The organism is Enterococcus camelliae (assembly GCF_042685105.1).
Taxonomy (GTDB): Bacteria; Bacillota; Bacilli; order Lactobacillales; family Enterococcaceae; genus Enterococcus_G; species Enterococcus_G camelliae.
Genome location: NZ_JBHUMO010000002.1, coordinates 1 through 25,647, shown reverse-complemented (window position 1 = coordinate 25,647; position 25,647 = coordinate 1). Strand labels below are relative to the sequence as shown.

The following is a 25,647-nucleotide window of genomic DNA, read 5'->3' as shown; positions in this document are numbered from 1 at the left end:
AGAAGTATGGTATAATCAAAAAAGGTAAGGGTTTCCTTTACTTAAATTTCCTATTTTTAGGAAATTGTGCACTGGATAATGCTGACAGCCTTTTCGTGATGTTGCGCTAGCACTAGGCCAACCACCAGTTGAATATTCTTTCTCTTCCGTGCCACCTGAGAATAGCAAAGAAAGAGAAAGAATGACAGGAACGATGAAGAGTGAACGACCATTCACTTATTGCCTAACAAACGTATAGTTCAAAACGAATGATTTTAATGATTGCGGTGATTAAAATAGGAGCGTTGTTTGGCAGGGTCCAGTGTTTCTTTTGTCTCGTTTGCAATCAACTGCAAACGAGTTTTTTTTCAGTAACACCAGAATTCCACCTACTCTGCTAATGCTTCTAACAACTTCGTCTTAATTTCTTCTTTGTCAACAATGTTACGAATTCCCACAACTTTATACGGAACCTTCTTTTCTTCTAGTTCTTGTGCCACGTCAATTAGTGTAATGACCATATCGCCATCAAACCCATTTAGGCCATCTAGGGAGGAATGTTCTACAATTAACTGCAGATTGTTTTCTTTGACTACTTCGTTTACTTTAATTTTTAACATCAAGCTAGAACCAACTCCAGCACGACATGCGACCAATGCTTTATGCATCATGTTGCTCATTCCCTTCATATTTAGTCAATAATGCAATAAATTCTTCTTTGGATGTCACCGTATCTAACCCTTCGACAAATAAAGGATTGCCCAGTAATTCAGCCAATTTTGATAACATTTGGATATGTTTGGTACTATCGGTTGCACTTAATGGAAAGAGATATTTCACAGGATCATTCGCCACGTTACCAGAGACAACAGGCTGTTTTAATTTCGTAAAGCCTAACCCCATTTTTAAAGCCCCTGCTTCACTATCTGCATGAGGTAAGGCAATATGGGTGGTAATCACGATATACGGTCCCGTTTCACGGTAAATTGAAAGAATTTTTTCTACATAACTTGGTTTAACATATTCTTGTGTCACTAGAGGTTCCATTGATTTTCGAATCGCATCCTCAAAATTTTCTGCTTCCACATCTATTTGGATTAACGATTCATCGACTGACTGCAATTTCATCATCGCTTTCCTCCTTTCACTATCATTTTAAGAAATCGTTTCCTTTTATTCAATCAACTTTTGGCACGCATTTTGGACATCCTTGTACAAATGTTGGACTTTTGTCGTACTCACTTATGACCTTAATTTATGACAGTTCATTAATTATTTTCAACTGTGTAACTATCCAAAAAAATAATTTGTCGACAACAAAAAACTACCCAAATGCAAGAGCTTCACATACGTGTCTGCTTCTGCTGATTCAGATAGTTTATTTTCCCCAAAATCGTAGCCATCGCGGTCGCATTTGTCTGCGCCAATACTTGCCAAAGCCGGCGTTTCGTCTGCGGCGCTGGCAGTCGCTAACAAATGCCTCATAGACTGTCGGCTTCTCTTCTAGTGGGATTTGGCGCCAAGCAATAAGATCCACTTGACCTTTTTTGACAATATCTGCATAGCGCCCACCTTTGTCGAAATCAGGCTCACTCTTCCATTTTCGACAAACGATACGCCGCAAACGCAGATCAGGTGGATGATCGACATCCAAATAGCGATGGGCTTTGCTAAATGTCGCGCGATCGAGATGATGCCCGTGCGGCACACCATAATTAAACGACTCCGTATTCGCCACATCGCCACATTCAGTTACTTGATATACTTTAGGATTCGCATCGTAGCCATCTTCTTTAAGCTTCAGATCATTCCATTGACTGACAAAGCGCCCTGTTTGACTATCCAAAATGAATTCACTCATGCGCGCAGTATTGTACCGCCAGCCACCTGTGTTTCTTTTGGGCACCAAGACTTTCATATTCCGCGGATAATCAAACGGCCCCATTGTACGATTATGATAATTGGCCCCTACCGAGAAATCAATACCCACCTTGGTGTGAGCGGCATAGGCGACAAGCTTATCGAAGTCACTTGCGCCTGAATAGTGGCGACGAATGTACTGGATATTTTGCCGATCGAGATAGCTTCGAAAGAGATGCAGCTTATGCCCTAGCTCATCTTGGTTTAAGCCTAGATCCCCTTTGTAGGCGCGTTGGACACTCTTTCGTAAACACGCATACCATTCACTATGTGGCGGCAGCTCTGCTAGCTTTCCTGTACCAGTCAGCTGTAACATGCCATCGTCATCAATCCAAGCGCCTAGTTGCTCCATCATTCGTGCAAGCTTTTCCTTTTCGCTCAGGCCACAGGTGCGGTACCACTGGAGATAGGCGAGCGAGCCGACGACGGGACTAGTTTCTTCACTCATTGCACTACCTCCTGTCCGTTTACTTCTCGTATGTGACCGTCTCCCAAAAGCGCTCTAGCGTTTCTAGTTGTGTCACTTGTTGATTGCATTGCTCGCTGTTACTACAAATGTAATTGCCTTTTTTTGTATAGGTACCGTCTGCCGAGGCTTTCGTCGTCGCTAAAAACAAGCCGACCGTACTGATTTGATTGCAGATGGCACAGTGTCCTTTTTGTACATCTGAGCGGAAGCTGCCGTATACACCTTGCAAGCGGCCCTCTTTTTCGCATAGCAAGTACTTGCGATTCGTTCCCGGATCATTCCATCCTAAAAAAGTCATCGTGCGAAAGTCTAGGCTATCCACCGGTGGGTAATACATCTTCTTCACCTTGCGAAATATTTTATCGATTTGCTTAGCAGATGGCTGCTTCATCGGCACCACAAATGCTTGTAGTTCATCAAATACCGCTTCAAATTGCTTGCGCGTCAAATTGGTATCCATCAAGACTGGCCAATAAGCTGCTAAGTCAGGATGCCGCTGAAAGAGCTCACCTGTCCGCTCTTTCATTAATGCTTGTAGTGACTGAATCACTTGCTTATCATTGACTGAATGATAGGCATTGACCAATTCAGATAATTGTTGCTTACTATACCAATATTCATAGGGTTGTAGTTGTTCTTTCATTTGTTTTCCTCATTTCTAGTCCTTTGAGGAAACTCTTTCCTTCAAAGAACGTCATTTTGTGCTAGTGTTCTTTGATCGTACGATACAAGATGCGTTTGCCATCCTGATCCCCTCCTTATGATTCATATACCGGTAGTAGCATAGCGACTTTTGCGCTATTACGCAAGTAAAATCATCTTACTCGCTCGATCCGCGCGCCAAATGGCATAAATGATACTTGCGCCAGCTTCAATGATTGACCAGCAAAAGGAATCCCGATAATCGTAATGCATAGGATCACTGCACTAATCAGATGTCCGACCGCTAACCAGAAGCCAGAAAGAATGATCCATAAAATATTCAATAAAAAACTCGTATTCGTATGCTCATAGATCACTTCTTTGCCAAATGGTGCTAAACTCATCGTCGCGATTTTAAAACATTGCAAGCCAATCGGCAAAGAACCTTTATTTATCTGGTTGTTCACTATACAATAGTTTTATTTTTTCCAAACATTCTATCACAACTTTTTTAGGCGCTGTTTCCACAAAGTAAAACCCTCTTGTTTGAACGTCTACCATTCGATGATGTTCTAAAAGTATTTCCCCTTGAATTTTTGTACTTTTTGGTAAAGGTACATGCAAAGGAAACGATTTTGTTTTTGACGTAATTGGTGCAACACCAATCATATACGCCATATATTTATTCGTGTCAGTTAACATGATACATGGGCGTTTTCCACGTTGCTCATGCCCTTTAGTCGGGTCAAAGTCTAAATAAAAAATATCTCCTTGGCGCAAGTCTCGATAATCTTTTTTCATTAGATGATTTCTCTCCCAACATTTTCGCTCCATTCGTAACGGTCGCTCTCTCCTAAAGGTTCACCGTCGTACCCGATAAACAAATCATCCAATGTTTTTGGCTTTTCGTTAATTGGAACGAGTGTCATTTTTCCTTTACTAATAGTCATTTGCAGTCTGTTAGTAGTATCTGCACCTAATTGTTCTAAATCTGATTTAGAAAGGCGGATACCTGCTGAGTTTCCCCATTTCTTAATCTCTTTGATTGCAACTTTCATCACGATTCCTCCTTTGGCTCTTTCCTTTATTATATCATATTTTTCGCAAAGTGTATACATGTATATCCTTAATAAAAACGGAAAAACGACTTTATTTTTTTGGTCGCATTTCCGTTTTATTTCATTTTATTTTTTTGTTGAAATTGGAATCGCATTTCTTCATTCCAATCATTTTTTTCATTTCGCTTTGGTGGTAAATCATTCGTAAATTCAATGATGCCATTTTCTGATTGATAATGGTACGATGAAAGATAATCATAAAATTCTCGTCCCGCCATGTCGTTATCAAAACAACAATGCAAGCTTTCTAAATCTGCCCCATTTGCTTTTAAAATTTGAATAGCTGCTCGTAAAAAGTTAGCAGTTTTTTTTGCCTGCGCCTAATCCCTCATAGCTGACTAACCAAAAATCGCCGATTGAATGTAACTCAGACTCATACAACGTGTAATAGCTCAACAAGTCTATGGCAGATTCAAAAAAGTAAATATTTTTGGGTTGTCCCACTAGGTAATTGAATCCCCCATAAGTATCTTCTTCTGTGGTAGGTGCTATATATTTAAAATACGTTCTTTCTGTCCGATAACGCTTCTGTTGTTCCTTAGTCAATTTAACTGTACCTTGTTTGGAATAACCTACAACACACTGATTTTTTTTCCACTTGAAAATGACTTCTTGATAAACAGATTCTCTGATCAAGCCATTTTCAATAAATTTCTTTACAATTCTATTTGGTAACTTCCGCTCTTTCACTAAATAACGATGTGCCTGAAAAGTTGTCGGTTGTTCCTCTTCAGTATACGAAAAAGATTCTAAATACTCTTGTTCTTTCTGTACTGATTCAATTTTCCCGCCTTTTAAATCTTGTGATACCTTGATTCTAGCCTGTTCTTTCGTCATATCATACATAGCCATTAAATACTGAATCACGCCGCCAGTAACGTGTCGTGAATTCCATGTAACATAGTTGTATTTGAGGTTAATTTTTAAAGAATCATGATAGAGGTTACCCGCTCTCTAGGACTGTCTTTTTATGAGTATCTGCTTATAATAAATTGTCTACTAAATTTCTTCAAACTTTTAGAATAAGACTACAAATTACTACCAAACTCTCTAGAAATACAAAACTACAAGAAAACCAAAAAACGTATCAAAGATATAATGTAAATGGCAATTGGCGTCTTTTATTATTAGCCGGTGTCTAATTCAAATAAACGCTCTTGTGTCGCTGATTTAGGCTCTTCTGTCAGTTGATTAACAAGTTTTTGAACTATGCTATCCTGCAATGAAAATGAACGTACAAGCTCTCTCATGTAGCTCTCTTTTTGAGTAAAATAATTGAAGTTAATAGCGTTTGTCTGGTGGCTGATTGTTACAAAAAAAGATACGCGCTGCTGCCCATCTGTCATCAACAGATTCGTCATAAAGTAAAGCAAGCATTGGTTATGATTTTAGGTTTAAATTCATAAGTAAACCATCATAATACTTACCATCTTCAAGCATAAAATTCTTATATAATCCATATTCTTTGAATCCTAGTTTTTGATATAAATGGATGGCTCTGAGATTATCTGAACGAACTTCTAACTCCAAAATTTCCAAGTCAGTTGATTTAGCATATAAAATCAACTCGTTTAATAATCGAGAGCCAATTCCTTTCCCCCAATAGTTTTTTATAATAGATAGACCAAACGAGGCTCTATGTTGGATTTTCTCTCTATTTAACGCTCTTAAATTAGCAGTTCCTATAATTTCATTCTTTTTTACCGCGACTAGAAATATACTATTTGGACTTTCTAACATCCTTTTTAGTATCGTTTCCTCGTTTTCGATACGTAAGGCCAAAGCATCCTTCGACGTCATTAATAGATTGCCAGTTTCTTTGGTTACTATTTTGAGAAAATCTACCACCGCTGCTGCATCTTCAATCTGCGCTTCTCTAATCATGATTTCTTCTTTATTCATTTTACGCTTCCCTTATGTGTTCACAGTTTGAATCCGTTGTATAATTTATTTTAATGTACAAAGCCAAATAGCCAAAGATATCATCCAAGATTCCAGCTATGTCTGGGAAGAAAAAGTTATGAATTGGTCACAAATGCGCTAAGCTTATCAAAATACTCATCACTTTTGCTGAATAGACGGATCTGGATTCATTTCATCTGTCATCAGCAACGATTCTTCTACTCCTCACCCATGAAAGGCAGCGTCATTTGACAACTTATGTCAAGTGAGCTGCCCATTCATGGGTGTCTTTACACATGGTAGTTCGATACAAACCTTCCCACCAACCGCACTATTGGTGACCATCAATTTTCCTTGATGTTCTGTGACCACTTCATTGGCAAACCATAACCCAATGCCCGTATGGCCATCGCTTTTGCGCGCACAATCTTCCCGCCAAAAGCGTTCGCAAGCATGTTGAAGCGCCGCAGCAGAAAAACCATCACCCCCATCAACAACCTCTATCTGGAAGGTAGTTTGGTCTTTGATGGCAAAAGAGACGAAAATTTTTCCTTCATTTGGCGTATGCTCAATGGCATTACGAACAATATTCGTAAACATGCGCAATAAACGATCGTACTTGACCACGCAAACCAATCCTTGACTCTCGTTAATGGTTTGGTTCGTCGTAATCAAAGTACTCATTTCTTTGGCCTTGGTTGCGAATTTATTGGTCAAAGCACTGACTGGTACCCTTTCAGACCGTTCATCTACACCAACAGAAGCCGTTAACATTAAATCCACATAATCTTTGGCATGATTGCTATTCTTTTCAATGATTTGCACACAGTTTTGCTGCTCAACGGACAATGAATCTTCTAGTAACAAGGCCGTATACCCTTTAATTAAAGTCAATGGTGTTTTTAAATCATGCGCCAAGGCAACCATCTCCAGTTGTCTACGTTGCTCTGCTAACCATTGAGAACGCAAGGATGCTGCCAAGGTCTTTCTCATCGTGTCCATCGTTTGTAAGGCATCATCAAATTCATTTATTTCACTATGAATGGGTTCAAAATCGAGTGTTTGTCGAGCAATGTTCTCACTAAATTGTGCAAAATGCGCTAAATTTTGCACAATTTTTTTTCTTAAGTTCCGCATGCTGAAAAACAAAGTGCTAACTAAAATAAGCAAACACAGTCCGATTGAGAGGTATTCATAGCGAGGAAAATACTGTTGCATTGTCTGATTGACATATTGAATACGATAATCATATTGAAAAATGACCGTTGTTTGGTTCGGATAGGTATAACTCGCAGTCCCTGTTGTCGTTGTATCCAACTGCCGATAGCTTTCAATCAAACGTTCTCGTTGTTTTTTATCCGCATTGGTTTGTTTGATCATGCCATCGCGATTAAATAGTGCATACGTAATTGTTTGAGGAAGCCCTTTGTTACTGAATGCGTCTTTCATTTTTTGTTGCTCAATAAATTGATTAACGGCTTGTTCCGAATAATTTGCATAATGAATCACCCCTCTACTTTGGAGAATCGTCATACTCGCAAACCAACAGAAAAGAACCAACCCTGCAGTCATAAGATTCATGATGCCGAAACGAATCAATAAATAGGACAAACTTACCTTACGTCGGTGCGTTTCCACTTGTATCCCACCCCCCAAACCGTCTCAATCGGCTTTAAATGAAATAGCTTTAACTTTGCGCGAATATTTTTGACATGTTCGGTAATCGCCGTTGCATCGCCTGACGCATCCAACCCAAAGACCGCTTCATAGAGTTGTTCTTTGGTATAAACTTGCCCCGGATGTGCCGAAAGGTGTTCAGCAATAGCAAACTCACTTTTCGTAAACGGAATGCGCTCATCCTTTTTAAACGCCACCAACTCAAGTAAATCAAAGCGAATCGAGTCCCTCAGATACGCGTGTGTCACTTGGCGATTTTCTCTGCGCAAGTGAGCCGCAACTCTTGCTCGTAGCTCAGATAATTCAAACGGTTTCTTGATGTAGTCATCTGCTCCTAGTTCAAAGCCTCTAGTTAATGCAGCCATTTCCGTTTTCGCTGTTAAAAATAAAATCGGTCCATCATAAAAATGACGCACCCTTTTTACAAATGAAAAGCCATCCTCACTTGACATCATCACATCAACCAAGAGCAATTGATACATTCGACACCTCTCGATGGTTATTGCTGATGCATATTGTTCAGTATCAACGGCATAGCCCTCTCGCTCCAATGCGGATTTGATTAATTGCAGCATATCTGCATCATCATCAATAACTAAAATTCGAACCATCTTTTTCTCCCATCTTTTTCTATCTGGACGAAGAAACTAATCAAGCGTTTTTCTTCCTTCCCAATGTTGAAACCACTTATAGACAAAACAAATCATTGCCATCGTCATCACAAACATTATACCGAATAGTCCATACCCAGGAAAAGAGTCGGTACTCGAGATAGGATAAAAAGCATGGGTCCATAGTATCACTAGCCGTGCTCCCCAAGCATTTGGAAAAAACGGCCAGATACCATCGCCCAAGCCCGTCATCAACAAGGCCGATACCAGTAATTCAAAAGTCGCTACTCCTAAATTGACATTACGACCAATATTTAACATTAACCAAGTATGCAGAAAATATGAAAACACCGCACATAGCCAAAGCAGGATGGCAATCGTCACTAAATAAGCAAGTGAAAGTACCGAACTATTCGCTAGCAAAGAGAGCACGCCCCCTAAACCAACTGTCGTTAACAGACAAGCGAGGAGACTGAACCCCAGCAGATAGACCAATTTTGCCGTCAAAGCTTTCGAACGAGAGGGTGCAGAAAGGAACCAGTACCCATTACTTGCTGCCATTTCCTGGGAAAAAACCACATCACACACCACCGCAATCACCATCGGGTAACAAAGTGCCATGCCCGAAAAAAAAGTGCAACTAAATGCGAGAAGAGCGTAATGCGTCACCTTAAAATATGCACTAAAACAAAGAATTCCTGCAAGTGGTACTAAGAGATGAAGCCAGAAGAACCGAGTCGTTTGTAGCTTTATTCGCTCTGCTTTGATTTGGTTGATCATACCATCTGCTCCTTACGAAAAAGGCGTTTTTGAAAAACAACTACTTCGCCCACAAATAAACACCCTGTAATCAACAACCCTGGAAGAAGAACAGTTTTATTATTCAAAGAACTTGTCACATCTAAAGGAAGACCATTTGGATTCAACCCCAGAATTGGAGCCATTAACCGAGCCGTAATCGAAAATGGCCAACACCAAAGTTTGGTGCCCGAGAAAGACTGCGAGCTAAAAAAGACGTTCAAGCCAAAAAGAAGCAGAAAGGATGCAATTGCTTGAAAACGGACAGTTAGGTAAATCCCTAATGGAATTTGCCAACACATCGTAAGCGTCATAACCAATGTTGCCAATAGGATGGTCTCAATGGAATACTGTTGTTCAAAACCAAAACCTACCATCATCGCCAACCCTCCAATAATCAAATTGGCGACAAAGAGATAGCTACACCCCAAAATCACTTTCGCCATCATTGCTTTTCTAGGTTCAAATGGCAACAATAAAATTGGTAAAAATTGCACTTGCTTGTCAATGACCACCACATCGATAGCTATTAACGCAACGCATGCCGGTAAGACCAGCATATACCACCAATTGAATACGCCCATCTGCGCATTGACCCCGCCCAGCAATACCACTGCCAGCAAGGTACACACGATTGGAAATAACCAGATGAACGTTCGCACACCCCTTCTTCGCCCCTTCACCCATTCCGCTTTGACCAAGTTTCGCATCATTTACGCTTCCTCCTCCTTCGCATATTCTTTGACAATCTTCAAAAATAATTTTTCTAGGGATTCTGTGCTAGCAGGCAAGGCACCTTCATATCCCAAATGTCCATTCACCAGTATACCAATCTCATCTACTGTCTGTTCCACCTCTGACAAAATATGACTTGAAAAAACAACCGTTATTCCTTGAGCAGGCAATGACCGAATAAGCTTTCTGAGTGACTGAATGCCTAAAGGATCCAATCCATTGGTCGGTTCATCTAGGATGAGTAACTTCGGTCGATTCAACAACGCCAATGCAATGCCTAAGCGTTGCTTCATCCCCATCGAAAAATGACGAGCCTTTTTCTTACCAGTCTGATTCAAGTCAACGATGACCAACACTTCAGCAATTCGCTCCGTTGGCAAACCCAGTGCAGTCGTTCGAACCAATAAATTTTCATAGGCAGTTAAATTCCCATATAAGGGTGGACTTTCAATCAATGCACCAATCTCATTCAAATCGGATCGCTGCCAACGATGACCCTGAAAATAAATTTCTCCAGCAGTTGGCTTCGCAATGCCGGTCATCATTTTAAGCGTCGTCGATTTCCCTGCCCCATTTGGTCCTAATAACCCATATACCTTGTTTTCGGGGATTGTTAAATGAATATCCTGTACCACTGTGTTCTCACCATATTTTTTGGTCAATTTTTGAGTTGTCAAACAAACCTTTTTTTCTTTTATCATTCCATTCTCGCTCCTCTCATTTTTCACTATACGAGAACTTTCTAAGGAAACTCTAAGGAACCGTCAAAAAAAAGAAAAAACCCTTGCTCCTTTCAACGGAGGAAGAGTTTCTACTGATATTCGATTCATTTGCTTCATCAGGAACGTACGATTTTGGCGCCAAATGGCATGAACGACAATTGCGCCAATTTCAGTGATTGCCCCGCAAAAGGAATGCCTACAATCGTAAGACACAATAAAACGGCACTGACAAGGTGGCCCACTGCTAGCCAAAAACCAGATAAAAAAATCCACAACACATTCAATAGAAAGCTCGTGTTTGTGTGTTCATAAACGACCTCTTTACCAAAGGGGGCCAAGCTCATTGAAGCGATTTTGAAACATTGTAGGCCAATCGGAATGCCAATAATCGTAATACTCCAGAGAATGCCTGCAAGCATCCAGGCCAACCATCCATATAAGCCGCCAAAAATGAACCAGATTACATTGCCAAGACAGCTCATTTCATCCCCTACTTTCTTTTCTTCATAAGTGATTCTGCTTTCTTTAAGTATACCATACTTCCCAAATTGCCCTCTCAGCTGAACATCTCAGTCTGGCCAACAAAAAAGTTTGTTCACAGTCAAGATCTATCCAAACCCATTTGGTAATATCTTCCAATAAAAATGAACAAATTCCAGGCTTTTTTTTCACATCCAAACTTTACTAGACTATTTCTAAACTAGCATAGATGATTCCTGAGCAACTTTGTATCCGTTCTCTTCTTATTCCTTGTCAAAACCATGGTGCTATTTTTTGATTTCGACGATCAATAACCCGGATAACGTAACCAAGCCTGCTCAGTCATTTCACGAGGAGGGATTTTTTTGTAAAAAAATCATCATTTGCCATTGCGCACTAAGAAAAAAGAAACGCTACATTAGAAAGGATGGAAGCTATGTCACAAGGTTTACTCACATTACTTGCTATCATCCCCATTATTTGGTTGGTTCTCTCACTAGGTGCTTTTTAAATGTGTGGGGACCTCACTTGCTTCATTGCTTTGATCATCACGATTATCTTGAGTATGATTGGGTTTCATTTCAGTGCAACCGAAAGCTTATCCGCCGCTTTAGAAGGCATTGTGATGGCATTGTAGCCTATTATTTATGTAATTATTAATTATTGCAGCTGTCTTCACGTATAATGTCAGTTCAGAATCAGGCGGTATGAATACCATCAAAGGAATGCTAATCTCCATTACTAGTGACATGCGAATTCTTGTGCTCTTACTTGCTTTGGGCTTCGGTGATTTTTTAGAAGCCATTGCCGGTTTTGGAACCGCCGTCGCGATTCCAGCCAGTATTTTAGCCGTACTTGGCATGTCGCCAGTGAAAGCAGCCATTATTTTTTTAAAGGTGGAAGTTTTCGCTCGATAAAAGAGGTTTTCTGGATTACCCTTGCTTCAGGGCTAGCATTTTCTGTTCCTGAAATTTTCGTTTCAAAGTATTTAGGTGCAGAGTTACCTTCCATCGCAGGTTCTTTGATTTGCATCGTAACCATTATCGTCCTTGTCAAATGGATTGATCCAAAAGAAGAACAACCAACCAACCGTCCCAAAGTTACTGCAAAGGAAGGACTAATTGCTTGGTTACCATTCATTCTCGTCTTTGCCTTTATTATGCTGACTTCCTCATTGGTACCGGCAATTCATAACCGTCTAGGTAGCATCCAAAGCTCCTTTACAATTTTTCAAGGAGCACACGCCAAACCTTATGTTATCAGCTGGGTTACTTCCCCTGGTACATTAATTATTTTGGCCACTATTTTGGGTGGCCTGTTCCAAGGCATCCCCTTAACAAAGAGCGTTCAAATTTTATGGCATACAACCAAACAAATGACCAAGACTATGGTCACCGTTGCTTCCATCGTTGCCTTATCAAAAATTATGGGTTATAGCGGGATGGTCAACACCATCGCCTTGAGCCTTGAGCCTCGTGCTTGTCACTGGAAGTTTTTATCCCTTCATTTCGCCAATTATCGGAGCGTTGGGTACGTTTATTACCGGTAGCGACACCTCTGCAAATGTCCTTTTTGGTGAACTACAAGTAAAAGCCGCCCACAGCTTAGATGTCAGTCCCTATTGGTTAGCCGGCGCCAACATGGCTGGAGCCACCGCAGGAAAAATGATTTCTCCTCAAAGCATCGCCGTTGCAACCGGCGCGACAGGACTCGTCGGCGAAGAAGGAACGATTTTAAAACAAGCCATGAAATTCTGTGCCATTTATACCTTAATTATTTGCTTTGTTATTTTCGCTTTAGGGAAACTATTTGGCCAAATTTAATTTATTGGATAGTGAACATTAACGACGCATCGCAACAGAGAATCTTATTCCCTTGTTGTGATGCGTCGTTTTTACAAACTTTCAGCTTGACAGATGCGCTAATGAAACAAAGCATCTTGCTACTTTACTTGGTTGCCTCTAATAAAAGTTGAACTTCTTCAATCAATTCTGGAATAAATCCTTCTTGCGAGGCAATTTTTCTAGTATCGATAATCTCTTGAGCAATACGCTTTAAATTTCCATCTTTGATTTGTCTTAATTGTTTCAAACGGATGGATAAATCTGCATCCGTCTCCGTTTTAAATTGATGATAATTTTTCTCATTCATTCCAACAATACGACCATATTGAGGAGACAAATTCAGCAATTTCTGCGCCATCACTAACCCCTCAGGATCCATATCACCGACATACAGCAAGGTTGTCTGACTCTCAACTAGTTTACGTAATAGTACAATGACAGCATACGTAAATTGACCACTTGAACAAACAATGGCAAGGTCAGGCAGTTGTTCTAATAGAATTGAATACACGCCCGAATTTTCAACAACTAGTACGTGTCTTCCTTTTGCTGGTTTGATAGTATCTACTCTCAAGATTTCTTTTAAGGGGACATTCCATGAACAATGCTCATCACATGCCGCTTGCCAAAGTCGATGCGGTCGCCCTCCAACCGTTGCTTGCAACCCTCGAATGGCCACCGCATTCTTACTATCATCTTTTAAAAGATAAAAATGATTGAGGAGTTGGTTTTTTTCCTCGATGGTAGTAAGTTCTGAAAACTGTAAGCCACTAATTCCTGCTAACATCTGTAATAAAAGCCTTCCTGCTGGTTGTCCCTCATCAAAGGCGTGTGGATTTTTCGTAACATCGTACGCGTAAACAGGCATACGGGTATACGTTTTGGGTAACTGCTCTAAACCTGCTTGAACTATTTGAAATACGGTTAAGTCCTTTTGTTTAAACCATTCTTTAAGTTGTTTTTCACTAAGTAGCTTTACAAATTGGGGGTTAACTTGATCAAGTTCGTTTAAAAAATGTGTGTATGCTTCTTGTTCCTGAGCAACTACTGTGGTTCGAGTTACTAAAGGTTCCGCCATTAGTTCAACAAATTCAGTCAAATCCATTTGAAACGAACTGGCTTCTAACGCATTGGCAAACGCATGAATATTCAGTGATTTTTTCGTCTGCCATTCAATTAGTGTGAGACCAAGCATGCGATAGAGAGGTTCTTGATCGACCTGTTCTAATTGCTTTTTCCCAAGTGTTTGACCGAATCGTTCATTTACATAATACCTTTGCCAAAGAATTGTCGCAATTCGCCTAAACACTGGTTGATTAAAAAAATCATTTGCTTGCATGACTCAATTCACCTACTCGCATTTCTTTTCGATGACCATTCCAATAATAGCAAATAGCTGTCACAAGATTCATATTTTGTGGCCGTAATAGTTCATAAACCATCAACGAAGAAACCGTTGGATAATCACCAAACAAAGCTTGCGAGTTCATTACATAATTAAAGTCAAGCTGTTCGCAGGCCTTGAATAGTTCCCCAATATTTTTATCATCAATACCCGCAAAGGCTTCATCTAACGTGATCACCTTAGGACAGTCTTCCTTACGAGCATCTCGATAACGCGATGCTACAGCCGTGAACAGTGGCAAATACATCGCAACGGCTTTTTCTCCACCACTAAATTGGTTGAATTTGCGATCAGTCAGAACTTGTGTTTGATACCCTTCATTCGCCCGTTTGTAGCGTAATTCAAAGGCAAACCAGTCTCGATAATCTAACACTTGAGCAATCGCTTGGAATAGCGTGTTCCGTTCATCTGGATTTTTTTGCACTTGTTCCTGTGCGTAGTGGACTTTTTCTTGGAAATGACGAGCGATTGCTTCTCGATCTGCTTCTGTCAACAATTCCGTTTGTTTTTGTAGTAGCGCAACCAAGCGCACTGTGCCCAAATCTTGTTCCGACATACTCGTAAGGGGCTTCCATTTAATCGAGAGCGTTAATCCTGAAGAATTTTCTTGGTCTAATAAAAGTTGGTTCATTTGTTGAACCCAAGTCATTGCCATTTCAATTTTTTTGCGTAAAATGGTTCCCACTGATTCGAGTATCACTCGTTTGAAGAGTTGTTCATCATCTTTTTTCAACAATTCCTTCAATGTTAGTTGCTGCTCATTGAGTTGTGTCAATAAATCCATAACATGTAGCTTTTGCCCTTCAAATTGAAAACTAGCTTCTTTATAGTGATTAAATGCTCCAAATTCACTAATTGCTTGCTCATCTTGATTATTGATTTCGATACCAGTTTGATTCAGGAGCTGTGGTTGATAACTTTGTAGCTGATCTGCCAAATAATTAAATTGACTAATGACTTTGCTCTCTAACTCTTTCGCTCGTTTGCTATTCGGCTCGCGCTTTTCGACTTTGGCAAAAGCTGCTAGCTCCTCTAACGGTAGACCTGTTCTTATGTGAAGGAGTTGTTGCCAGTGTGATTCTTGATTCTCTAAAGTTGCTTGCTGGGCTTCAAGTGCTGCAAGTTTAGTGGTGTAACTACTTTCTTCTCCAGTTAAGCGCAATTGCGTCTGGCCAAGTTGATCTTGAGCCTGTCTGCGTTGGTGTTGTTCATCTTTACTTTGAGACAGCCGTTGCTGCAATTCTTCAACATTAACAAGCTGCTGCTGGGCAAGATTTTCTTGTAATAGGCTCGTATTTTTGGCTTGATCCTGCGTAAATTCCATCAATTCTTGCGTCAAATCAAGTGTGTCTTCTTCTTGTTGATCAATATATTCTTGTGTTTTTTGTATTAATGCTTTTTTATTTTGACTGTCTTTCGCATAATGATAAATATCCTGAACATTGGCTGCATAATTCTGACTATATCTAACGGCTTCCTCATAGCTTGTCAAATTCAATTGAATTTGATCCTGTTGTGTATGCGCATGTATTTGCACCTGAAGATCCGTTATCTCCGCTCGAAGTGCCTCCGCTTGTTGCTTTAATTTTTCTAAGCTGGCTGTTTCTTCTATTTTTTCAAAGGTTTTCTTTTGAAGGTAGGCAATTGCTTGATAAACCTCTGAGCCTGTCGGGTGTTGTTCAAAGGCGACCATCATATGCTGTTCTTCCGCTTGCAACTTAACCAGCTGCTGCTCTAGTTGTTGCTGTTCTTCTTCTATCTCCTGCAGCTGTTTTTCTAGCAAGGCAAGCTGGTGTTGGCGATATCGTTCTTGATTGGTAGCCCCAATATAACTTGCTTGATAGTCCTTGGCTGCTGCTCCTCGTAAATTAGCTAGCTGATAGGTTCCATCTTTCGTAATCATGGGTACGCCATCTTGCACTTCATCAAGTACAATGCTTTGCAGCACATCTGCAACAATGGCCTGCAACTCTGGAGGCGTATCTGGTGTAATCGTCAAAATATCCGCAAGTGTGCTCGTAAAAAATTGAGGAGCAGGTAAAATTTGTACATCATCATCTACCTGTAATCCTTCTTTGCTAATTAAACTGTCCAAAATACCAGAAGCCAATAACGCACCTTCAATTGAATTGCATACCTGTGTATCAATATTCTTTTGGAAATCAACCGCTTGGTAAAAGCAAATATAAGGTTGCGCTAGTGTTTGACGATTAGCACTACGCTCTGCGCTTCGCTTAGGCTCAGGTATCTTTGTGTGCTTCCATTGTTCCATCTCTTCTCTAATCTGATGGTCCAAAGCAGCAAGTTCCGTTTGACGATTTTCTAAAGGAATCCTTTGCCCACGTTTTTCGAAAATTGCATGTTGATAACTTTTTTGAATCGGCTCCATAATGACATGCTCTGGCAGTTCTTCTTCTGCTAATTGATCAACTTGATACAAAAATTGTTGATAGCCCTCGTCATCAATGACAAAAGGCAACTTATCACGCCATTGATCCACTGCACTTTTCCATTTTTCAATCTCAGAAATACGAAGTTGTTCCCATTGGCGAATATCCCTCAGCAGCTCATCAATGATTTGTTGTTTTTCACCAATCGTCCTACTCAAGGTTCTATTTTTTTCTGTCAAATGGGCCATCTCTTTTAATTCTTGAATCACATTGCCATAATGTGTTTGTTTCTTGAGTATTTCAGAACGCCAGTAACGATAATCCTCTTCTTGCGGTTGTTCCTTTAATTTTTGACTGTATTGTTGATTCAAGGAATGTACGCTCAACACATCAAGATATTGTTCATTATCCGCCAGTACTTCATCCAATTCTTTAATTAACTGCTCATCGGCTAATAAATACGTTTCCAATTGCTGCTTTTCACGCAAAACAGCTTGTTGCTTTTGCTGAAGTTGCTTTTGTTTTTCTTTGACAAGTCTTGCCAGCTGAATGCCTTGTTCCTTTAATTCTTGCCCACGTGCAACCAAATGAAAGCCTTCATGCTGACTCAATTCAGAAATACTTTTTTCAAGCACTTGTAGGCGTAAATCATTGTCAGCCATCTTTTTTTGCGTTTCCACTAATGATTGTTGTACCTCAGCAATCATGCGCCGTAATTCTGTTTGCGTCGTAAATAAGGATTCTTTTTTTCTATATAGTTCGTACCAATGGCTGGCGACTTGTCCCGTAAGCTCTTGTTGCAATTCTTGATAAACCCGAGAAAATTTAGCCAACTCGCGTGTTTCATTTTGTAAGTCTTCCAAACGTTCTCGATGCCCATCTAGCTGCTCAATGGTTCGAGAAAGAGAGAGCAACTCATCTTCTTTTAGTTTAGGAAGTGAATCTCTTAAAATACCATAAATAACAGATGGACGATATTCTTTTGACAATTTGGGTGAACGAAGGTTAATCAATAAGGCAATCAACTCATCAAATTGTTCCATTGTTTCAAAACCAAAAATCGTTGCATTCACATACTCTTTGTATTCTTTCTGTGATTCAAATACCCGTCCCTTGCCTTCCAAGCGATTTTTTAACTTCTTCTTAGAGAATGGTTGCATCTCGTCCACACGGATCATTTCGAAAAGCTCAATATCGATGCCTATTCTTTGATTGTTTTCAAGCGCAAAAAACCATTTATTCAGACGATTGCCTCGATCAGAGACTGACAACCCAATACCAATTGTTAGATATTCCTCACGATTACGTCGCTTCACCTCTAAAAAAAGATAGCCCGTACCATCATCACGATTTGAAACGCCCTTTTCACCTAATAAATAATCTTCCATTTTACGATCTCTAGAACCAAAGGAATCCAGACGATATGCACTCGTATCCCCATCAAATAAAACGGGAAATAAACTTTGCATGGTCAATGATTTTCCTGAACCATTCGTTCCTCGAAGCAACATGTGTCCATTAGCAAACTCAAAAATTTGATTCTGGTAATACCAAAAATTGAGTAGCCCTACTCGATTCAGAACCCAGTTATTCATTTTCTTTCCTCATTTCTGCAATCATTCGACCAAATGTCGGATAAATGTTTATCTGTTGTTGTTCCAACACAAGAACTTGCCAGCTCTCTCCTCTTCGCAACAATGCCTGGCTCAATTGTGTAAGGGTCATCTCTTTAAATTCTTTCGACCAGTACGCTTGATACTTTTCCTGTAAATCAAGCAACAATTGATTCCACTCTTCTATTGATAGAACGATGAATCCTTCAAAATTAGCCGCTAGCTCTGCACTTCTCAGGCAAGTTGCCAGTTGAATTAAAACATCATCAACAACTTGCCTACTCGGAAAGCTTTCTTTGGCCCCATCACGGCGCTCCGTTGTAAATGCGGCATAATCGCGATACAATTCAAAATGAAATTCAGTATTTTCTTCTAAAAAATCTTCCATATAGCGGGCATAGTTTCTCAAGCGGCTAAACTCTTCTTCGGTTTCTTCTTTTCTTAAAATGACAGGTTCCATCATCAACCGCTGATAAATCAGCTGATTTGCTTCCAATCCCCGATTAGCCTGTAAATCCTCCCAGAAATCAGTAAACTCAGCATATTGAGAATAGGATTGCGGCGCTCTAGCTAAAAAAGAGCGGGCTTGTGGTGTGGTGGTAAATAATATTTCTTGGTTTTGTTCCGACTGCTCAAAATAACTCGTATCGCCTTGAATCGTCTCAATTAATCGTAAGGAAATAAGTTTTTTTAGGACTCGTACCAAGCCTTTCCGTTGATTATAGTTCGTCCAATCTAACACCACTTCATTTGGCGTTAACAAATCCAAACTGCGAATCAGTTCATCCAACATAAACGGTGTTTCAGCCTCCAAGTCTTCAATAAAGGCCATCGCTAAACAAAACAAGACATAATCTGTTGTTTCCTGAAAGCCAATTTCCCCCATCCATGGTGCAAGACGGTGCGGCCGTTTTAATAATTGAATATAATGTGGACGAATAATCAAATTCATCCCAAACCGTTGCCGCAATTCTTTTTTCAATGGTGCTTGATACCGTCGAAGAAACTGGTATTCTTCTGGAGAATCTTCTCGAATAATCCAAAAATGTTCAAATAACAGCTGTAAAGCCTGACTCATTAATGCGCCCTCCATTAATTTATCACCATCCTAACTGCAGGCATCTCCAAGACACCATCCTCACATGGGACCGTAATCCGTTCCACTTGAGAGACGGACACGACCACTGTAAAATCAAATTCTGTCGTAATCACTTGTTGATAATGCGTTTTCCCCGACTGACCAACGGTTTGTTTGGTCGCAATCGCTTGACTAATCCACTTTAAAAAAACTTTTCTTGAAGTCGCATCCAATTCAACAACTTCATGAAAATCCAGTACATTCTCATGAAAATAATTCTTGATTTTCTGTTGTCGCTGCAGTACTTCTCGTTGATACTGTTGCATTTGTTCGATTTGAACTGTACGATCAAGTCGCACACTGGAAACTTTGCGATCATTGCGGCTTCCTTTTCCCCGATTATTCAATGAGATAATTGCAGGTGCCAATTCCCAACTATTTTCTCGCTTACTACTCGCTTCACTGGTTTCGGTAACAAAATAGTGCCGCGTATGGTCGATACCAAAAATAGCAGCATACATTTCTTTTGCTTGATCAAGATTATCCGCCTTAGCAAACCAAGTTGCTAAGTGTCGATAATCTTTTTTACGACTTTGATATTGATGAATTTCCTGACTAAAGTAGTAAATCAAACCAGTAATTTTAGAAATCATCTGATCTGTCTGCTTCAGCAAGTTATCATATTCACTCGGCCGATCTGAACTGTCAATAAACCAATGACCAAGAGCCGCCAACTCTCCTTGAATTTGCTCAGCAACCTCCTCACGGCTCATCCCATGCATTGCCGGAATTTCTTGTTCTTTTTGATACGCTTCTTCAATTAATTGTTCTTGATTGATTTGATCTAATTTTTTGATAACTCTCACAAAAGAAAAATATAAACTCTGGACACTACTGATAAACTCTCGCAAATAGTTAACAAATTTGTCCTTGTAGATTAAAAATTCCTCTGTTTTCATCCGACTATCCACTTCTGGGCTAGTGATATAGCCAATATAATTTGATGTATCTTCTCCTATTTTTTTGAACTCTTCTCGGATGAACGTCCAGGTTTCAATTAATGAATACTCCTTGTCCACAAATTCTTCCAATAAATCCAATAAGCGACGAAAACTTTGTTCATTCAAAGCGCCTCGAACAGAGTGTTCCCGGTGTGTCATTTGATAAACCATCTCTTCCACCAGTACCCCATCCTCAGAAATCTGATACCGAAAATTTTTATTACGATACTCTTCAATTGATTTTGGTCGAATCATTTCTTGTTGCTTTAACAAATTCCCCCAAGCAACTAGATTCTCTAAATCATTATCCAAATCTAACTCCGAGTAGGTTCCTGGATATTCCCGCTGCATCATCTTCAGCAACTCAGGACGGTAAATCGTCCCCTGCATTTGTCGATGACGTTTATAAAGGAAACGCATTAATAAGCGATACCGACCAACATTTTCGACATTCAAATAATTGGTGACAAATATTCTCTCCATAGTTGGCTCCTTTTAGTTATAAATATTCCTTATTCTATCATATCCCTCTTTTTTTTTGACAAGTTCTTAAAAGAAACCGATTCAAAAAAAGAAAACCCTACACTTGACAGAGTTTCCATTTCGAATAATTATGAAAGAAACTGTAACAATTGTTCTGCAGCCTCTTCGATTGATAGAAAGGACGTATCAATTCGTAACTGCGCTGCTTCTTTATCAAATAGCCCATGATTCCGTTCCAACATACGACAAACAGGTTCAGGCAACTGTCCATTCATCCGCTTGGAAAAACGCGTTTTTTTCGTTGCTAAATCAGCCGTAATGATAATTCTTTGCGCATGCTCCGGTAAAAAGTGCAATTGGCTGTCCTCACTAATCACATAAACAAGCAATTGATCCGTTGGCTTAGCCAAAAGCTCTGTAAATAATTTTGCTGCTTCCTGTTCGTTTTTAGCCATACGTAAGTAATCTTTTCCGATAAAAACGGTTGCTCCCTTCTCCCTTTGCAACCTATCTGCCAATGTAGACTTTCCAGTACAACTCTCACCTATCAATGCAACAATCATTTTCGCCCTCTTTTCTTTATTCCTTTTTTATTGACACTGTTATTATAGCAAACCTTTGACCCTTTGTAGTGACTTACTCTCACTTAAAACAAAAATGTCCCCCCTCTTTTTAAAAGTGGACATATTTTTGCTTTCTTTTGTCTTTTGAAGAAACACTACCAAAAAAATAAGAACATTGACGAACATGTCTTTCGTCAACGCTCTTATTTTTTACTCATCAGTAATTGGTCTTTATGGCAACCATTGCTGATAAATTTCTAACCATCTATAGGGCGTTTGTTGGAATGCATCTCTCGTTGAACCTGCAATGTGAGGTGTACAGACAACATTATCCAAAGCGAGGAAAGGGTGTCCTTTCGGTAACGGTTCTAAATCAAAAGTATCCAATGCTGCTCCCGCGAGTTGACAACGCTCCAAGCTCTTGATTAAGGCCTCTTCATCAATTAATCCCGACCGTGCCGTATTAATCAAATAACTAGTTGATTTCATTAGAGCCAGCTCTTTTGCACCAATAAGATGCTTTGTTTCTTCCGTCAAACGCGCGTGTAGGCTTACCACATCAGACTTAGATAGAAGCGTCTGCAAATCAACAAATACAATTCCCGTTGGTGGATTTTCTGGCGGAAACGGTTCGTACACATAAATAGTTTGCGCCCCTATTCCACGTAATAATTGAACAACTAGCTGTCCTATTTGGCCGAACCCAACAATCCCAAAAGCTAAATAAGGAAATTCACGAGACGAATCAATCCGTTCAGGGTGCTTTCGCCATTGAGCTTTCGACTGCAAATCGACAAACGTTTGACCAATGTTGCGGAGTGTAGCAAACATCATCCCTATTGTGAACTCAGCCACTGCACGAGCATTCCGACCACTAGTATTCACTATTTCAATATTGAATTGTCTAGCGGTTTTCTCATCAACGTTTTCTATGCCACCTCTGCAAACACCAATCACTTTTAAGTTTGGACAAGCTTTAATTAACTCTTGACTAACTGGATAAAAGTGTACAAGTAATAATTCTGGATCCGCAGCAATAATTTGCTGATCGATATTGGCTGAAAATGGTTGGTTCGGTCCGTTCTGTTCAATCAATAAGTTTATTTTTTGTAGCTCTTCAATAGATGTCACAGGCCACTGCATAGCAGAGACGTCAAAAGAATTATTTTGATAAAAGGGTGCCTTCATCCAATCTACTGGAATCAATAAGTCTCCCACGGCTACAGTTCTCAATGAATTACTCCCCCTACTGTATGTGTTTAATATTTCGCATTGGAACCTGTCATATGCATTTTGTGTTTCACTGCTTCTCCCAAAACTTTACTAATTGAACGGTGCAGATCAGCTGGTAGACAATCGATTCGTTCATTCTCTTTTAAGGCTTCTTCGTATCCTTTACGGTTTGCAATTCTTAAGTCCGCAAATAAATTAATTTTGGCAATTCCATGTTTGAATGCTTCTTGTAATTGATCTTCTGGTGTTCCTGATCCTCCGTGTAGCACTAAAGGTACTTTAGAGATCGCATTAATTTCTTCCAGTCTTTGAATATCCAAATCTGGTAATGACTCATATATTCCATGTGCAGTACCAATCGAAACGGCCAAACAGTCAACATTTGTCAATTCAACAAATTTTTTCACCTCTTCTGGCGAGGTTAATTGAATTTCAGCTTCATCTTCATTCCCACCAAGCTCTTTACCAGCAACGTGCCCTAGTTCTGCTTCTACCGAAACATTGTATTGATGTGCGTACTCAACCACTTTTTTTGTATTGGCCACATTTTCTTCAAATGGCAGTACTGAACCATCATACATAACCGAACTAAACCCATTTTGGATTGCCCGTTTAATTAATTCGAAATCTGTCGCATGATCTAAATGCAAGGCAATTGGTACACGATAACGACTGGAAACCCCTTTTACAACTGAAGTGATATAATCCATACCCTTCCCGACTAAGTCACTCTCTAACGCCATTAAAATAATAGGAGATCCTTCTGCTTCTGCTGTATCCAAAATCGTCCGAATCATATGGTTTTCAGTAATATCAATTGCTGGAATTGCATATTTTTCTGCTCTTGCTTTCTTCAACATTCCGTTTAAATTCTCATACATGGTTCATTCCTCCAATTTTTATTGATGCCAAGTTGGTCGCAAAATATTTTCATATTCTCGATAATTTTGGTATTTTTTGTTGTAAATTTCTTGATTTTCTTTATTTGGTAAATACGTATCCATTTTGTTTAAATGCATACTCTGTTCAACAGCATCATCAATATCCTCATAGACCCCCGCGGCAACTCCTGCACATAGCGCTGCACCTAAACAGCCTAATTCTTGTACTTTCACAACTTCAATTGGTTTTTGTAAAATATCAGCAAACATTTGTAACCATTCTTTTGAATTGACTACACCACCAGCTAAGCGAATCTTCTCAATGTCCACACCACCGAATTGAATAAGGTAATCAATGTGATGTTTATGACGAAAGACAATTCCTTCATAAACCGAACGAATCAATTGGGCACGTGTATTCCAAGCCTTCATTCCTAAAAAGCAGGCTTTTTGTTCACTTCCATAAAGAAACGGTAGAAAAATAACATCTTCTTCAGACGGTGTCGTTTCACGTACACATTGATTACTGTAATCATAAATCGATTGACCATCCGGTAATTGCACATCTTTTAGAACCTCTTGTAGGAACCACTCTAAATTACTTGCGGATGTCGGACTCGCTTCTGTGACTAAATATTTATTAGGTGGGAAAGACGTACACATAAAAATTTCCTTTGATACGACTGGCGTATTTTGCACAATTTGATTAATGGACCAAGTTCCAGCAATAACCGACATGACTTTGTCTTGGACTGCCCCCGTAGCTAGGGTCATTGCATGAATATCATGCATTCCTCCTGCAACTGGTGTGCCTTCTTTTAACCCTGTCAGTTCTGCTACTTCCTTAGTGATGTATCCACTGATATCCGTTGCTTTTTTATTTTCTGGTAATTTATTAATCAGAGACTCCAGTCCATATTCTTTTAATAAATTGAGATCATACGTATTATTTTCAACATCCATTAGTCCTGTGGCAGTCATATCAGTCAATTCCCCATAAGGATTGCCAGTCAACCGATATTTTACATAGTCCTTGCACATAAAAATATAATCTGTTTCAGTCAAAACTTCTGGTTTATTTTCCAAAAACCATTTTAGAATCGCCGTTGGTTGACCATGCCATACTTGCTGATGCGTTTTTGGCAATACTCGATCGAAGGTGCCATCTTCAATCCATTTTTCAGCATATCTCGTTCCACGGCTATCCGTACTGATAATTCCGTTATATGCTGGAGAACCGTCCTTTTTTGTTAAATACAGTCCATTCCCGTGTCCAGTTACACCGACACCAACAATATCCTCAGGCTGAACGCCACTATTTTGGACGATATCTTGTATCACTTTAATATTCGCTTGCCACAATTGTTCACTATCTCGACTAGTATGCCCTGGGACATTTGAAAACATCCCAATCTTTTGCGTAGCTAAATAGATTTCGTTTCCTTGTGCATCATACAGAGCACCCTTTATTGTTGTCCCACCGTTATCTAGTCCTAAAAAAACTTTTTTTGCCAATGAACTCTACTCCTCTCATAAAAAAAGAACCGTCTCTAATGAATAGAGGATAGAGTCCCCCCACTCACTAGACAAACGGTTCTTTTCAACACCAGATTATTTTGTTTTTGGTTTTGTTCAGTTCTTTTGAATCAATGCTGACATCAATATAACCTTTATTGAAAACGTTGTCAATGTTTTTTTCACAAAAAATTTTTTCTGGTAAGTTGTAAAATGAAATGCATAAAGAAATAAACAAAAAAATCATGTAGATACGTTATACTTAAAAGCGTCAAAACCATAAGTATGAAAGAGGTATCTACATGACTCAAACCAATTATACCACAGAAAAGCGTCACTTTAAGCACCTTTCTGACATCCAACGTGGAAAATTAGAACAAATGGCAAAATGTGGCACCTATACACAAGCTGAAATGGCGTGCGAATTAGGAGTCAGTCAATCGACTGTTTCTCGCGAATTGAGACGCGGAAAAACGCGCCAACCTGACTATCAACGCAACTATTACGAACAGTATATTGCCGTCTCAGGTGCACGAGTCTATAAAGAAAATCGCACAAACTCGCATGCGAGAGATCATCATAAGTATT

24 protein-coding genes and 3 pseudogenes are annotated in these 25,647 nt (G+C 39.6%); 2 read left to right on the top strand and 25 right to left on the bottom strand.

Annotated features, from left to right (window positions below):
• Positions 1-368 precede the first annotated feature (368 nt).
• The 17 genes and pseudogenes from ACFSR0_RS00615 to ACFSR0_RS00535 all read right to left on the bottom strand — a co-directional run bounded on the left by ACFSR0_RS00615 (position 369) and on the right by ACFSR0_RS00535 (position 11,055).
• Entirely contained in the window at positions 369-650 is a 282-nt protein-coding gene (locus ACFSR0_RS00615) for a PTS sugar transporter subunit IIB (RefSeq protein WP_379978868.1), read from the bottom strand.
• Positions 640-1,107, bottom strand: a complete 468-nt coding sequence (locus ACFSR0_RS00610) for a PTS sugar transporter subunit IIA (protein WP_379978898.1) — start codon at positions 1,105-1,107, stop codon at positions 640-642. The genes ACFSR0_RS00615 and ACFSR0_RS00610 overlap by 11 nt, the downstream gene beginning before the upstream one ends.
• Before the next feature lie 250 nt (positions 1,108-1,357).
• A complete protein-coding gene (locus tag ACFSR0_RS00605; RefSeq protein ID WP_379978866.1) occupies positions 1,358-2,251 on the bottom strand; it encodes a DUF3114 domain-containing protein in 894 nt (297 codons plus the stop codon).
• Between the two features lie 115 nt (positions 2,252-2,366).
• Positions 2,367-3,011, bottom strand: a complete 645-nt coding sequence (locus tag ACFSR0_RS00600; protein WP_379978864.1) for a FusB/FusC family EF-G-binding protein — start codon at positions 3,009-3,011, stop codon at positions 2,367-2,369.
• Positions 3,012-3,183: 172 nt separating this feature from the next.
• A pseudogene (locus ACFSR0_RS00595) lies at positions 3,184-3,450 on the bottom strand (YccF domain-containing protein); the annotation flags it as partial.
• 7 nt (positions 3,451-3,457) lie between these two features.
• Entirely contained in the window at positions 3,458-3,811 is a 354-nt protein-coding gene (locus tag ACFSR0_RS00590) for a type II toxin-antitoxin system PemK/MazF family toxin (RefSeq protein WP_379978862.1), read from the bottom strand.
• On the bottom strand, positions 3,811-4,068 hold the full coding sequence (locus ACFSR0_RS00585; protein ID WP_379978860.1) for an AbrB/MazE/SpoVT family DNA-binding domain-containing protein: 258 nt from the start codon (positions 4,066-4,068) through the stop codon (positions 3,811-3,813). The genes ACFSR0_RS00590 and ACFSR0_RS00585 overlap by 1 nt, the downstream gene beginning before the upstream one ends.
• Before the next feature lie 116 nt (positions 4,069-4,184).
• Positions 4,185-4,412 (bottom strand): annotated as a pseudogene (locus ACFSR0_RS00580) (hypothetical protein); the annotation flags it as partial.
• A 13-nt stretch (positions 4,413-4,425) separates the two neighbouring features.
• Positions 4,426-4,995, bottom strand: a complete 570-nt coding sequence (locus tag ACFSR0_RS00575; protein WP_379978858.1) for a DUF3991 domain-containing protein — start codon at positions 4,993-4,995, stop codon at positions 4,426-4,428.
• A gap of 260 nt (positions 4,996-5,255) precedes the next feature.
• Positions 5,256-5,474: a hypothetical protein gene (locus tag ACFSR0_RS00570; protein WP_379978856.1), complete on the bottom strand. Its 219-nt coding sequence runs from the start codon at positions 5,472-5,474 to the stop codon at positions 5,256-5,258.
• A gap of 34 nt (positions 5,475-5,508) precedes the next feature.
• Positions 5,509-6,030, bottom strand: a complete 522-nt coding sequence (locus ACFSR0_RS00565) for a GNAT family N-acetyltransferase (protein ID WP_379978854.1) — start codon at positions 6,028-6,030, stop codon at positions 5,509-5,511.
• 261 nt (positions 6,031-6,291) lie between these two features.
• Entirely contained in the window at positions 6,292-7,668 is a 1,377-nt protein-coding gene (locus ACFSR0_RS00560; protein WP_379978852.1) for a sensor histidine kinase, read from the bottom strand.
• Entirely contained in the window at positions 7,644-8,318 is a 675-nt protein-coding gene (locus ACFSR0_RS00555) for a response regulator transcription factor (protein WP_379978850.1), read from the bottom strand. Before ACFSR0_RS00555 ends, ACFSR0_RS00560 begins: the two co-directional genes overlap by 25 nt.
• A gap of 36 nt (positions 8,319-8,354) precedes the next feature.
• Positions 8,355-9,098 carry a lantibiotic immunity ABC transporter MutG family permease subunit gene (locus tag ACFSR0_RS00550; RefSeq protein ID WP_379978848.1) on the bottom strand — a complete coding sequence of 248 codons (744 nt, stop codon included), beginning with the start codon at positions 9,096-9,098 and terminating at the stop codon, positions 8,355-8,357.
• Positions 9,095-9,829: a lantibiotic immunity ABC transporter MutE/EpiE family permease subunit gene (locus tag ACFSR0_RS00545; protein ID WP_379978846.1), complete on the bottom strand. Its 735-nt coding sequence runs from the start codon at positions 9,827-9,829 to the stop codon at positions 9,095-9,097. The genes ACFSR0_RS00550 and ACFSR0_RS00545 overlap by 4 nt, the downstream gene beginning before the upstream one ends.
• Positions 9,830-10,552, bottom strand: coding sequence for a lantibiotic protection ABC transporter ATP-binding protein (locus ACFSR0_RS00540; RefSeq protein WP_379978844.1), 723 nt, complete (start codon positions 10,550-10,552; stop codon positions 9,830-9,832).
• Between the two features lie 137 nt (positions 10,553-10,689).
• Positions 10,690-11,055 carry a YccF domain-containing protein gene (locus ACFSR0_RS00535; RefSeq protein WP_379978842.1) on the bottom strand — a complete coding sequence of 122 codons (366 nt, stop codon included), beginning with the start codon at positions 11,053-11,055 and terminating at the stop codon, positions 10,690-10,692.
• A 434-nt stretch (positions 11,056-11,489) separates the two neighbouring features.
• Here ACFSR0_RS00535 and ACFSR0_RS00530 point away from each other — a divergent pair.
• Positions 11,490-12,876: pseudogene (locus ACFSR0_RS00530) on the top strand (L-lactate permease).
• Between the two features lie 124 nt (positions 12,877-13,000).
• Here the strand turns inward: ACFSR0_RS00530 and ACFSR0_RS00525 are convergent.
• The 8 genes from ACFSR0_RS00525 to ACFSR0_RS00490 form a co-directional block, all read right to left on the bottom strand.
• On the bottom strand, positions 13,001-14,236 hold the full coding sequence (locus tag ACFSR0_RS00525; RefSeq protein ID WP_379978840.1) for a TIGR02679 domain-containing protein: 1,236 nt from the start codon (positions 14,234-14,236) through the stop codon (positions 13,001-13,003).
• Positions 14,223-18,287, bottom strand: coding sequence for a TIGR02680 family protein (locus ACFSR0_RS00520; RefSeq protein ID WP_379978838.1), 4,065 nt, complete (start codon positions 18,285-18,287; stop codon positions 14,223-14,225). Before ACFSR0_RS00520 ends, ACFSR0_RS00525 begins: the two co-directional genes overlap by 14 nt.
• The gene (locus ACFSR0_RS00515) at positions 18,280-19,383 is read right to left on the bottom strand and encodes a TIGR02678 family protein (RefSeq protein WP_379978836.1); all 1,104 of its coding nucleotides are present in this window, start codon (positions 19,381-19,383) and stop codon (positions 18,280-18,282) included. Before ACFSR0_RS00515 ends, ACFSR0_RS00520 begins: the two co-directional genes overlap by 8 nt.
• 14 nt (positions 19,384-19,397) lie before the next feature.
• Entirely contained in the window at positions 19,398-20,867 is a 1,470-nt protein-coding gene (locus tag ACFSR0_RS00510) for a TIGR02677 family protein (RefSeq protein WP_379978834.1), read from the bottom strand.
• A gap of 128 nt (positions 20,868-20,995) precedes the next feature.
• Positions 20,996-21,430 carry a hypothetical protein gene (locus ACFSR0_RS00505; protein WP_379978832.1) on the bottom strand — a complete coding sequence of 145 codons (435 nt, stop codon included), beginning with the start codon at positions 21,428-21,430 and terminating at the stop codon, positions 20,996-20,998.
• Positions 21,431-21,661: 231 nt separating this feature from the next.
• Entirely contained in the window at positions 21,662-22,663 is a 1,002-nt protein-coding gene (locus ACFSR0_RS00500; protein WP_379978830.1) for a 2-hydroxyacid dehydrogenase, read from the bottom strand.
• Positions 22,664-22,689: 26 nt separating this feature from the next.
• Complete coding sequence (locus ACFSR0_RS00495) at positions 22,690-23,544, bottom strand: class II fructose-bisphosphate aldolase (protein WP_379978828.1); 855 nt, start codon at positions 23,542-23,544, stop codon at positions 22,690-22,692.
• Positions 23,545-23,562: 18 nt separating this feature from the next.
• Positions 23,563-25,059 carry an FGGY-family carbohydrate kinase gene (locus ACFSR0_RS00490; protein WP_379978826.1) on the bottom strand — a complete coding sequence of 499 codons (1,497 nt, stop codon included), beginning with the start codon at positions 25,057-25,059 and terminating at the stop codon, positions 23,563-23,565.
• Positions 25,060-25,361: 302 nt separating this feature from the next.
• Here ACFSR0_RS00490 and ACFSR0_RS00485 point away from each other — a divergent pair.
• A partial coding sequence (locus ACFSR0_RS00485) for a helix-turn-helix domain-containing protein (protein WP_379978824.1) occupies positions 25,362-25,647 on the top strand: 286 nt, incomplete at its 3' end.